General features: G+C 40.1%; 11 protein-coding genes and 1 pseudogene. 11 read left to right on the top strand and 1 reads right to left on the bottom strand.

Annotated elements, in window-relative coordinates:
* Positions 1 to 712: 712 nt before the first annotated feature.
* The 11 genes and pseudogenes from Q0541_RS23375 to Q0541_RS23325 all read left to right on the top strand — a co-directional run bounded on the left by Q0541_RS23375 (position 713) and on the right by Q0541_RS23325 (position 11,325).
* Entirely contained in the window at positions 713 to 1,390 is a 678-nt protein-coding gene (locus Q0541_RS23375; protein WP_298916135.1) for a DUF6875 domain-containing protein, read from the top strand.
* Between the two features lie 1,681 nt (positions 1,391 to 3,071).
* Positions 3,072 to 3,635, top strand: coding sequence for a DUF2808 domain-containing protein (locus Q0541_RS23370; RefSeq protein ID WP_298916132.1), 564 nt, complete (start codon positions 3,072 to 3,074; stop codon positions 3,633 to 3,635).
* A 303-nt stretch (positions 3,636 to 3,938) separates the two neighbouring features.
* On the top strand, positions 3,939 to 5,000 hold the full coding sequence (locus Q0541_RS23365; protein ID WP_298916129.1) for an LLM class flavin-dependent oxidoreductase: 1,062 nt from the start codon (positions 3,939 to 3,941) through the stop codon (positions 4,998 to 5,000).
* A gap of 237 nt (positions 5,001 to 5,237) precedes the next feature.
* A pseudogene (locus tag Q0541_RS23360) lies at positions 5,238 to 5,453 on the top strand (FAD-dependent oxidoreductase); the annotation flags it as partial.
* A gap of 18 nt (positions 5,454 to 5,471) precedes the next feature.
* Positions 5,472 to 5,651, top strand: coding sequence for an NIL domain-containing protein (locus tag Q0541_RS23355; protein WP_298916126.1), 180 nt, complete (start codon positions 5,472 to 5,474; stop codon positions 5,649 to 5,651).
* Positions 5,652 to 5,764: 113 nt separating this feature from the next.
* Positions 5,765 to 5,971 carry a hypothetical protein gene (locus Q0541_RS23350; protein ID WP_298916123.1) on the top strand — a complete coding sequence of 69 codons (207 nt, stop codon included), beginning with the start codon at positions 5,765 to 5,767 and terminating at the stop codon, positions 5,969 to 5,971.
* A gap of 56 nt (positions 5,972 to 6,027) precedes the next feature.
* Positions 6,028 to 6,726 (top strand): MetQ/NlpA family ABC transporter substrate-binding protein, encoded by a 699-nt coding sequence (locus tag Q0541_RS23345; RefSeq protein WP_298916120.1) that lies wholly within the window; start codon positions 6,028 to 6,030, stop codon positions 6,724 to 6,726.
* Positions 6,727 to 6,824: 98 nt separating this feature from the next.
* Positions 6,825 to 7,031, top strand: a complete 207-nt coding sequence (locus Q0541_RS23340) for a hypothetical protein (protein ID WP_298916117.1) — start codon at positions 6,825 to 6,827, stop codon at positions 7,029 to 7,031.
* Between the two features lie 29 nt (positions 7,032 to 7,060).
* Positions 7,061 to 8,272, top strand: coding sequence for an MFS transporter (locus Q0541_RS23335; RefSeq protein WP_298916114.1), 1,212 nt, complete (start codon positions 7,061 to 7,063; stop codon positions 8,270 to 8,272).
* 71 nt (positions 8,273 to 8,343) lie between these two features.
* The gene (namA, locus tag Q0541_RS23330) at positions 8,344 to 9,411 is read left to right on the top strand and encodes an NADPH dehydrogenase NamA (protein ID WP_298916111.1); all 1,068 of its coding nucleotides are present in this window, start codon (positions 8,344 to 8,346) and stop codon (positions 9,409 to 9,411) included.
* Between the two features lie 594 nt (positions 9,412 to 10,005).
* Entirely contained in the window at positions 10,006 to 11,325 is a 1,320-nt protein-coding gene (locus tag Q0541_RS23325; protein WP_298916108.1) for an MFS transporter, read from the top strand.
* 151 nt (positions 11,326 to 11,476) lie between these two features.
* On the opposite strand, the gene Q0541_RS23320 is transcribed toward Q0541_RS23325, so the two are convergent.
* On the bottom strand, positions 11,477 to 12,301 hold the full coding sequence (locus tag Q0541_RS23320; protein ID WP_298916105.1) for an ABC transporter permease: 825 nt from the start codon (positions 12,299 to 12,301) through the stop codon (positions 11,477 to 11,479).
* Positions 12,302 to 12,306: the final 5 nt, after the last annotated feature.

Below are 12,306 nucleotides of genomic sequence, written 5' to 3'. Positions count from 1 at the left end.
TCCTGCCTCCCCTACGATTAGTAGATAAGTCAGTTAGCACAATAAAACCAAACTATGTCTATATTGATGAACTAGGCTAAAACCCTCTTCCCTCCTGCTTTCTAACTTATCCCAACGACAAATTTTTACGTCAACTTAAGTAATATACAGCTTATAAAATTGGATTTAATTTTTTATATTTTAATTGTATAACTTTATACTTTTTAATGTTAAGCATATAGTTGCTGTAGAATCACTACTAAATTTTTACAGTAAAAATAACTATTTAGACATAAATTTTATCTAGTTAAAATTCTATTAACTTGATATTAAGCCTATAGGTGCTGTTAAAACAATACTAAATTTTTACATTAAAAATAATTATTTAGACATAAACTTTATAATATTTTAGCTAAAAATAATAGAAACTTGAGAGTATAAAAAAAAGTAGGAGCATCTACTGGACAATACATATGTAGTATCAAGCTAAAATGCCAAAAATAAATGAACACAAGTTGCTTAGTGTGAAAACAAATTTGTGTATTTATTAGCATAATTATTTTAAAACTCACAAAAATACTAGAGCATTTTTATCTACTACAAGCCACAGATGAACCAAAAAATATCAAAGCTTGTTTTGTTTTCTTAGATAATAATTGGATTTCAGACACTTAATATTGTAAAAAGAATTTTGAATTCATAATTAAACTATTATTTAATTTTACTCAAGCTTATGCAACTCTATACACCTCTTGAAATCAAACAACTCCAGCAATACGAAGACCTTCCTTACTTACTTGAAATTCTGGAGTGGGTGAAAAGTTTTTTAGCAAGACCTCATCCTAACTTAGGAAGACCGGGTGTAGTTTGCCCTTTTGTACCTCACTCTCTCAAGTCAAATAGTATTCGTTTGGCGGTTATTCATACAAAAGATTTGTATCTAGAACAATTAGAAAAAGTTGTTGTGCGCTACCGAGATATCTTTCTTGAGATGGAAGTTAAAGAGCAGGAATTGGCAATAAATAGAGCTTTTTTACTTATATTTCCTGATGTTCATATAGAAGATGCTTGTAAGCTAATAGATAGTGTCCAACAAAAACTTAAACCTTTGTTTGTTGAGTCAGGACTGATGATAGGAGAATTTCATAAACGTAATGAAAGTCCTGGTCTGCACAACCCAAACTTTCGTCCACTTCGTAGCCCTATCCCTTTGTTGGCTATCCGGTTTATGGTTGAAGCTGACCTCCCCTTTCTTGAAAGTCCGGCTGATCCACGCTTACGTATTAGGTATCTAGAAGCTTATTTAAAGTGTTTTGGTAATAAATTTACAGATGAAACAAAGTTTAAAAATGCTCATCAAGCATTGGCTTTAGCGAAAGAAGAACTTAAAGGCGAAAATTTGGTGTATTAGCATATAAAATCAAATATTTGAATTGGGGGCGATCGCCTGGAGTTGATTTTTGAAAAGGACTTGACAAAATCAATCAAATGTGAAACTGATGAGATGATTAACTGAGTCTTGAAGATTATGTCTGATGCAGAAGAAAAGCCACTGTACGCGAGTAAGTTGAAGCGATCGCATTTGTTTCTTTGTGTCCTACCCTGCGGTCAGCCACAACTCTACAAGACGCTCCGCGTAGCTTGCTTCTCCGTAGGAGTATGTGTCTATGCGTTCAACTCTACAAGAGGCTGCGCGTAGCTTGCTTCTCCGTAGGAGTATGCAGTTCGTTCCTCATATAGTTTGGCGCATCTTCATACAGAATTGGTATAACGAACCCCCAGTGAACTATTTTGGATGAATATCAGTGACCGAGGCAATATGAAATTTTTAGAATGGCTGTTGTCATTCCGTCCCATAATGTCATCACTCATAAGTTACTACGACAATTGACATGATTGTTTTACTACAAAAGCAAAAAGTCACTTTGATGTGGTACGAAGTGCGTTTTTATAATTTAACTTTAAATTTTCCAGAATAACTCCTTCTGTTTTAGGCAAAGAGGGAGTTTGGTTAATTGCAATTTTTCTCCGTGGAATTTACGAAGGCGATTACGGCGTTTCTATTCCTAATAGGGATTTTGCCTAATAGAGGCGGAAGCTAAAGATGCAGCATTTATCAGGGATAGTTTGATCTTACCCTGCCTTTACTTCCCATTCCCTACTTCCTAATTGTCTAGAGTGAATAGAATGAGACTGTTGGCGAATTGATACGGGGTCTAACCCATTAGCTTCAATCCATCTGAAATTTCTGGAATTTTAGTGCGTTGAATTTATTGCAGGGCGGGAAAGCCAACGCAAAACTAAAGTTTTAGGGGTGGGGGGTTAAACCCCTTGTCAATTGACCAGCAGTCTCATAGAATTCGCGGCTACACAAACGTAGGTAAAGCGTTCCTTGTGGGTAGTCTGCTGAGACGGAAAGCATGAAAAATACAGGCTTTGAAACCCACGTTCGCGCAGCGTCCCGTAGGGAAGGTGGGTTTTGTCTATGTAGCTGCGGTTTATAACCGCCCTTCTAATATCATGTTCGCTTGATTACTTATTGTATTTTTAGGGAAAATCACTAATCTAAATCTGCTAAATTTGTGTCTTTTAAAGGAATTAAATCATTATAAATCAGTGTATTTTAGTATTTTAGTATAATTTAAAAATTATTACTTAAATAACCTTATTGATATGTAATTCAATTGATAAATTTACTTTTATGGAAATTTATTATTTAAACTACGGTAAATATATCAATTTCTAGATATATGCATTTATTAAAACTACGGTAAATGTATCGAGATGAGTGTGTTTACGTTTAGTCATAGCCCAGTAAAATCATCGGCTTCCGAGGGAATTTACTAATAAAAATTATGGCAAAATTACTAGTTATATTTAAATTTAACTATCTGTCTTTTATTTATAGACAATTAAAAATTGCGTGCTAGAATTACAGCAAAATAGCCTAATAAATAGTCAGCGAACTTGATTAAAGTTGCTGATTTGAGAGGCTGTAGTCATTCATTTGCTCAGGTTTAAATATGGGTATTTGAAGCAAGACTCAAATTATTGAGTCTTAGATAAAAGTCATTGAGGTAAAAATATAAATTATGAAATACGTTACTAATTTTTTTAGTACTCTATTTGTTGTTAGCACTGGACTATATTTACTACCTCATTCGGTAGCCAATGCAGTTACCTTAAGCAATGGCACGATCGCCTTTGCCCAACCACCACGTTTAGTTAGTGCCAGCACTCCATACAGCGATACAAGTGTTCCGAATACGACATACTATTTCACTCTGGAAGTGCCAGTGACAGCTGGGGAACCGTTGCAGCAGGTTACTTTTAATCAGATTGAGGGGACTGAAGATATTGAATTCAATCAGAAAGATACTTTTGCTTTTGAAGGCACACGTAATAGCCAAGGTTCAAAGTTGGCACTCAAAGCTGTGAAAGCTGACAACAAACAACAGACTTTCATAGTAACTTTTGACACCCCTATACCACCAGGAAAGACGGTTACTATTGGTCTGCAAACTTACCGCAATCCTTTTTATGATGGCGTCTATTTATTTGGTGTGAAGGCTTTTCCCTCTGGTAAGCAAACCGCTGGTCAATTTCTCGGCATCGGTCGCTTGCAATTTTACGCACCCATGACTACAGAGAATTAAGTTCATCTAACGCATTCGACGCAGAATCTGTTATTTTAACCATTGAGGACAAGAATTATACTTGTCCTTTATTATTTTTGAGAAAGTTTTCGCCACAGACCCAACTCTCTGTCTGAGTAATATCAATAAATTTTAATAAACTCTTGTTTTTTAGCACAATCTATGTAAATCTCATAACTATATACTACGGTAAATTAATCGGATTGCCGTAGATTAAGCAGCAAATTATCTGGGTTAGCCAATAAACTCAAAATTTAGTGCCAAGTAAACTTTTAGCGTCTATTACAAGGGTTCTTGAAAGCTATGTCTAAGCCACGCTACGGGATCTGGATTCCTGTTTACGGCAACTGCGGCGTAATGAACCACCCTCTTGAACCTCGTGATGCCAGTTACTCACGAGCTAAGGATCTCCTTCAGTTGGCTGAACGGTGCGGGTTTACTACAACTTTGATCGCAGAACACATTATTAATCCCAGAAATCAACAATTAGATCAGCTGGAAACTTGGACGGCAGCAGCAGCCCTTGCCGAAGCAACAAATTCAATCGAAATTATTGCCGCTGTAAAGCCTTTACTTTTTCATCCAGCAATCTTAGCGAAGATGGCATTAGGCATTGATGCAATTAGTGGTGGGCGTTTTGCGATCAACTTGGTAAGTGCCTGGTTTAAACCAGAAATGGAGAAATCAGGCATATCTTTTCTTCCCCACGATCAGCGTTACCGCTATTCCGACGAGTGGATAAGAGTGGTAAAGGCCCTGTGGAGTGGAGAAAGAGTTAACTTTCAAGAAGATTATTTTCACATCAGTGACCTAAGCTTCAATCCTCGTCCCGTGGCCAATCCTCATCCGCGTGTGTATGTGGGAGGTGAATCAGAACCAGCGCAGGCATTAGCGGCAAAAGAGGCAGATGTATTTTTTCTCAATGGTCGTCCTATAGAAGTGATCCGAGAAACCATTGCTCAGGTTGCTAAACAGCCGCGTTCTCATTCCAAGCCTCTGGGCTTTGCGATGTCCGCATTTGTGATTGCTCGACCCACAGACGAAGAAGCCCAAGAAGAATATCACAACTTGAAGGCAATGGTAATAGCACAAGACGATCGCTCAGAGCTGCTCAAAGGAGTCGATTCCGAAGTGGTGATGTTCAAGAATTTGGCCAAGTACCCTGGCGTGGGAAGTAACGGTGGCACAGCTGCTGGCTTAGTTGGTAGCTATGACACCGTGGCTGGTCGCATTGCCGACTTTTCCAGGGTGGGAATCGGCACCTTTATGCTGCAATTTCAGCCGTTTGCGACTGAGATGAGGCGTTTTTCCGAGGAGATAATGCCACGAGTGCAATCGTTAGAACTTGTGGCTGCAAAGGGATAGGGGAGGGAGCAGGGGGCAGGGAAGAAATGCCCAATACAACTCTACCAGAGGCTGCCGCTTAGGGCGTAGCTATGCCGCAGGCTTTACGACGCCAGCTCTATCGAGCGTACCCCTACGGGGATCTTGCTACGCGTAGCGTCTCTAAGAGTTGTCGAGATGCTCAGTACAAGTGCCCAATTCAATAAGTTAGGAGATGTAATCGTGAGTGCATATCAATCTGAGTCAAGCAATAGTTCTATTTCGCAACTAAATTTAGAGACTGATGTTCTAGTCATAGGCGGTGGTCCGTCAGCAACTTGGGCGGCTTGGAATGCAGCTGCTCAAGGGGTAAGAGTGGTACTTATAGACAAAGGCTACTGCGGTACGAGTGGAGCAACAGCACCTTCTGGTACTGGTGTTTGGTATGTCCCACCTGACCCAGAACAACGGAAAGCGGCAATGGCCAGCCGGGAATGCTAGCAACGATCGCCTTTGCCGGAGAACAAGCAAGTCAGCCGATGTTTTGATGTTGATATTAATATCCTCAGCGGTAGCGTCGAAACCGTAGGCGATCGCCGTGTTGGTCAGTTTCACATCGAACTAGAGCGAGCAAAGGTGACTCAAGCCTTGAAATATTTACACGAATCAGAGTTTGAAGTGGAAGTGCATTAGCAATCCGTAATTCGTAATACTCGCCTCCGGCGAGAAGCAAGCTACGTAATTTGTAATCATTTGTTGATGCAAATAGTCAATTACCAAATTTAAATCAAAAATTAGACCAAACTATGACTGCAATTGACACTACTTTTCTTAAAACAGGTGCTGCGATCGCTAGTCCAGCAGATTATCCCGATAGCCAGTTTTCCCAGGCTTTACGGCAACCCGTTCTGCCACATAAATCGGCTGTAGAGGCTTGGAACTGTATGCCTTTACCCTTGTTTTTTATCTTCATCTATGCAAATCTTATCGTTTTTACTACATTAAATTTATAAATTTACCGTAGTATGCAATCAGATTGTCCAATAGCAGGTAAGTCATTCAAGTCGGGGTGACGGGAATCATATCTGAAGATATTTTGAAGTTTGTAAATACAAAACTAGCACCTCAGGAAGGATTAGAAGTAAAAGTTGTGACTTTTAATGACTGGATACAACCGAATACAGCTTTAAGAGACAAAGTAATCGATGCCAATTTTTTTCAACATCGACCTTTCATGAATAATGCTGTCAAGGAACTCAAAATCAATTTAGTCCTATTAAATCTAGTTTCCTTAAGCACACTCGGTCTTTTCTCAAAAAGCCTTAAATCTGTGAATGAGGTTCCCCAGAATGCCACTGTCACAATTGCCAATGATGTGATTAATAATGACCGAGGACTGAGGTTACTGGCAAGTAATGGCTTAATAAAACTTAAGGAAAATACCAAAGAATTTGTAACTCTAAGAGACATAGCCCAGAATCCCAAAAACTTGCGAATCAAGGAAGTAGAAGGAGTCCAAGTAGTTCGAGCTATTAATAATGTAGACTTCATTGGTTCCTCGGCTCAAATTGTTGCTCTAGCAGGAATAACACCGCAATCGATGGGACAGGAGACAGCTAAAGATACAAAGTATGCTTTGGCATTAGTTACATTACAGGGTCGAGAAAATAAACCAAAAATTCAGAAGCTAGACAAACTTCTTCACGATCCACAAGTTAGAGATTTTATTAACAAGCAGTATCAGGGGCGAATAGTACCTGTATTTTAAAGATGGTGAAAGAATCAAAGATGAAAATCTTATACTTCATCTTTCCTAAATTACGAGTTACTAAACTTAAGTTGTCACATTAGTTGGAGAATAAAGCCATGTATTTCGGAAAAATTGAAAATGAATTATGCTGTGGAGAAATTTGGTCAATTTGGCAAACAACTAAATTACCAGATCATCTACAGTTATTAGTGGATCAAGAACTAGGAAAAGACGATATCTGGGAATTGCAGAGCCAAAAGCCTGATGATCAGCCGATTCATCCAAGTCCTGATCAGGACTCTAGTAATTCAACAAGTATTTAAGCTACTATTCAATATTTTGGTGCATATTAATGAGTTCTAAAGAGCACGCTGTTACCACTGATAGCAATTCGCTGACGCAGCGAAGTACCGTTTTAGCTTTAGCGATCGCTTGTGGTTTAGCAGTGGCCAATGTCTACTACAATCAGCCGCTACTGGCTAATATGGGACGTAGCTTGAATATCTCTGTCCAGCAGGTAGGATTTATTCCCACTCTCACCCAAACTGGTTATGCAGTGGGGCTATTGTTGTTAGTTCCTTTGGGCGACATGATGGAACGCCGCTGGTTAATTGTCACTATGCTAAGTTTGCTGGCCTGTGCCTTGGTGGTGGAGGCTACAGTTCCCAATCTCGTTTGGTTATCTGTGTCGAGTTTCGTAGTTGGTTTCTGTAGCATAGTGGCACATCTAATTATTCCACTCGTCGCCCATCTGACACACCCCTCAGAGCGAGGTAAAGCGATCGGAACGCTACTCAGTGGTATGATCCTCAGCGTCCTCCTTGCCCGTTCAGTCAGTGGGATAATTGGGGAATATCTCGGTTGGCGAGCCGTATATGGCATCTCAGCAGGTGTGATGCTTGTCTTAGCTTTGGTCATCCAAGGGCGGATACCTCAGAGTAAGCCTTCGTCTCCACTGTCGTATCAGCAACTAATGCAGAGTCTTGTACAACTCGTTCGTGAGCAGCCTGTATTACGTGAAGCGGCGCTGAACGTTGCACTAGTATTTGCAGCCTTTAATGCTACGTGGGTGACTCTAGTTTTTCTGCTGGAATCTCCCGCGTATAATTACGACAGTCGAGTTGCAGGTCTATTTGGCTTAGTTGGCTTAATTGGCGTTTTTACCACCCCCATTGTTGGACGGGTAGCAGATAAGCGAGGCCCCAGAATTTTAGTTGGAATAGCTGTTGCTCTATCTCTATCAGCTTTTGTCATCCTTTGGATAGCTGGTGGAACTCATTTGATGGGTCTTATATTAGGGATGCTTTTTCTTGACTTGGGAATGCACACTGGTTACGTTTCAAACCAAATCCGCGTCTACAACTTAGTTCCAAATGCTGAGAGCCGTTTGAATACGGTGTACATGGTAACTAACTACACTGGCGGCGCACTCGGCTCTTTTCTTGGTACTTATACCTGGGGATTGTGGCAATGGAACGGCGTTTGTGGCTTGGGATTCTTTTTGTTGGCTGTGGCGTTTATCGCTCATTTCAGTGTACGTAACAGAAAATCTCCAGCTGTTTAATGCAAATTCGAGTTCATGCTGCAAATTCGTCCCCAATTTCTTTCACCTAACAAGAGAAGGAATCAATATTAATGGCACACCTGTTTGAACCATTCAAGATTCGTGAAGTTACCTTTCGCAACCGCATCGCTGTTTCACCGATGTGTCAATATTCCAGTACAAATGGATATGCTAATGATTGGCACGTTATTCATCTAGCTTCTCGCGCAGTTGGCGGTGCAGGTATAGTGATAACAGAAGCAGCAGCTGTAGAACCTCGCGGACGCATTAGCCCCCAAGATTTGGGAATCTGGTCAGATGCACATATTGAAACTTTAGCCAAAACTGTGGCATTGATTCATAACTTCGGAGCTGTTGCAGGTATTCAACTTGCTCATGCAGGTAGAAAAGCCAGCACTGCTAAACCCAGTAAGGGAGGAAAAGCGCTAGATGAATCTCAGGAAGGTTGGCGTCCCTTGGTTTCGAGTAGTGCGATCGCCTTTAGCAAAGATAGCCCAGTTCCAGAAGCCCTAAGTCTTCAGGGAATTCAACAAGTTATTGAAGCCTTTGTCGAAGCTACCAAACGTTCTCTGGAAGCTGGTTTCAAGGTAGTTGAAATCCATGCTGCCCACGGTTATCTACTGCACCAGTTTCTCTCACCTCTTTCTAACCAACGGCAAGATGATTATGGTGGCAGCTTTGAAAACCGGACTCGTCTGCTCAGAGAAGTTGTTCAAGCAGTCCGAGAGGTTTGGCCTGAGACATATCCACTGTGGGTACGTATTTCTGCCACTGATTGGGTAGATAAGGGTTGGGACATTGAGCAAAGTATCGCTTTAAGTGACAAACTCAAGTCTCTAGGAGTTGATCTCATCGATACTTCATCGGGCGGTATTATACCGGGCATCAATATACCAATTAAACCTGGTTATCAGACTGAGTTTGCCGAACGCATCCGCCGCGAAGCCAATATCCATGCAGGAGCCGTGGGCTTAATTACATCCCCTGAGCAAGCTGACGAGATTATTCGCACAGAAGTAGCTGATATAGTGCTGTTAGGACGTGAACTACTCCGCAATCCTTACTGGCCACATCTGGCAGCCAAACAACTGGGACACGATAAACTCTGGCCTGTTCAATACGACCGAGCTTGGCTATGATCTCACCTGTGCTTAATTTAAAATCAACCACCCCAAACCTTTGCTGCTTGGCGGTAGGGGTTGGGGGTTGATTTGTAAGAATTGTGGGTATTCGACCAGACATGGTATAATACATATTCTAGTCATACTGTCGCTATTTTTTTGTTGTAATACTAAGCATACAAACTTTCTGTGTTACAAACATTAAGCTTTGCTAATACTCTTTCAGGGCTGGTAATATGTAAGTCTGCTAAAACTCCATCAAAAAAATAGTAGAGACGTTGCAATGCAATGTCTCTACTAATATCCTCGTCCGTGCAAATTATCTTCTCCAAGCGTAATGGGTTAAAGGAAAAGCCCAAAGGCTTGTGTCACCTCGTTAAGAGTCTTAAGACTGGGAATGTATTCCTGTGGGCTGCTGCCTCCCTGACTGGTTAAGAGCCTCAAGGCTCTTAACCAGTCAGGGCAAGGGCTGTATCTTAACTTAGCGCCATTCAGCTATAGTCCGTGAAATTTAGTAATAAATCACTCATTACAAACCACTAGTTCATATTTTCAAGTAAAGTCTATTTTGAAAAAACAGGGCTGCAACAATTTTTAAACAGGTAAACATTCATGATACCAAGTAATAGAGAAAACTTCCAAAAAAGCAAGCTAAACTTTGTTTCTTTTGAACTTCCATCTGCGTTGAAATCCGTAAATTTTTCTTGTTTCGTTATCGGAGAAAGCTTATCTTTTTTTGGGTCTTGGATGACTCAAATTGCTTTGGTATGGCTAGTTTATCAAATAACTAATTCGGCTGTATTAGTTGGTGTGGCTGGATTTACAAATCAAGCTATGGGCTTGATTATTACTCCTTTGATAGGAGTATTACTAGATCGCTGGAACTTACGATATGTCCTATTAACTACTCAGCTAGTATCTATTTTACTATCTTCTACACTAACATTTCTAACTCTTAGTGGGAACATCAATGTTGCATGGATTATTATCATCGGTACGCTTCAGGGAACGGTAAAAGCTTTTGATTTACCAGCACGTCAGGTAATTATTCCCAGACTTTTAGATAAGAAATCAGATACTTATAGTGCGATTGCTTGCCATTCATTCTTGATTAATACAGCGAAGTTTGTTAGTCCGATGATTGGGGGTTTCCTAATTGCTAGATCTGGTACAGCTTCTTGTTTTTTAGTAGATAGTATTAGTTATCTACCTTTTCTATCTGCAATCTTAACTGTCAAAGTAAACCCAATTATAAATAATTCCTTGATTCAAAAATCGCAAATTTGGGAAAACCTCAAAGAAGGGTTTGTTTATGCATACGAATTTTTGCCAATTAAATATTTATTGATATTACAAATTATTATCTGTTTTATGGGAATGACTTATGTCAATTTAGTGCCAATTTTTGCTCAAGAAGTTTTGAAGGGTAACGCTGAAACTATGGGCTTTTTGATGACAGCTTCGGCGCTTGGTTCTATAGTTTCAGGTATTTATCTGATCTCTAGAAAAAATGTCATAGGATTGGGAAAAATTATAGCAAGCTCTGCTGCAATTCTAGGTTTAGGTTTAATAGTTTTTTCTCGGTCAACCAATTTAGAGATTTGTCTAATATTCATGTTTATTATAGGTATGAATAATACTCTAACTCTGGCTTCAATAAATAATTTTATGCAATCAATTCTTCTTGATGAAAATAAAAGGGGTAGAGTAACTAGTCTATTTACAACTGGTTTTTTAGGAATCTTGCCTTTTGGTAATTTATTTTTTGGGGCATTGGCAGGTCATCTGGGTGTTACCAATGCTTTATTATTTGGCGGAATTTGTTGCATTTTAGGAGCATATTTCTTTAGTAGACAACTGCCCCAAATCAGAAAGATAGTGCATCCAATTTACGCAGAGTTGGGCTTACTTCCACAGTCAAGTAAAGGCTAAATCCGCTTTGATTGGATTTTGTCTGGAAGCGATGTCTACGACAGGCTATGACGCTCGAAGACTCGCTAACGCTTCGCTATCGGCGTCGCCTAATTCTCTCAACTCGACCTTTCAACAACAATTGCCTTTGATACTTCATCAAAACCCAAGTTTAACTACGTTTCATACCCCATTTTTGCACTGTTTTAATTTCAATTAATCGAAAAATATAATCGACAGCTAAACCCAAAATTGCAATCACCACTAATCCGGCAAATACGCGATCGGTTTGCAGGAAGTAGCGACTGTTATTAATCTGCCATCCCAAACCGCTAGTAGCACCCCCTGAACCGAAGACTAACTCAGATGCAATCACAGTGCGCCAACCAAAAGCCCAAGCAGTTCTCAAGCCTGTTAAGATGTGAGGCAATGCAGCAGGGAGCATAATTTCTCGAATTAGTCTGAAACCATCTAGACCGAGGTTTTTCCCCACCATCAGAACCGTTGGGTTGATGGTACTCAGTCCCATTTCTGTATTCAAGGCAATAGGCCAAGTTGTAGCATGGGCAGTAACTACGATCAGAGAAACAGAAGTGAACCCAAACCAAATGATCACTAGGGGTAAAATAGCGATCGCAGGTAAGGGATTCAGCATCGAACTCATCACAATTAGCAAATCTTGACCAAAACGAGAAACTTTGGCAAAAGCTGCTAAAGCCGTACCTACAATCACACCCAAGACCATACCAATAGATAACACAGACAAAGTACTGAGTGTTGCTTGCAGCAGTTTTTGACTCAGTAAGTCGCGCCACAGTACTTCTAGGACTGCTATTGGCCCAGGAATGAGTAAGGCGGGAACCTGAGTAATCCAGACATATAATTGCCAAAAAATCAATAGACCGCAAAAAATTGCTCCGCGCCTGAAAGTACTACTGGCTTTGAGTGAAGAATATAACTTCTCAAATTTATTGGAATTTGCTGTTGTTCGAGTCACAAATT

The sequence above is a fragment of the uncultured Nostoc sp. genome (assembly GCF_937863485.1).
Taxonomy (GTDB): domain Bacteria; phylum Cyanobacteriota; class Cyanobacteriia; order Cyanobacteriales; family Nostocaceae; genus Nostoc.
The sequence above is the reverse complement of the archived record's forward strand: the minus strand, read 5'-3'. Positions and strand labels throughout refer to the sequence as shown.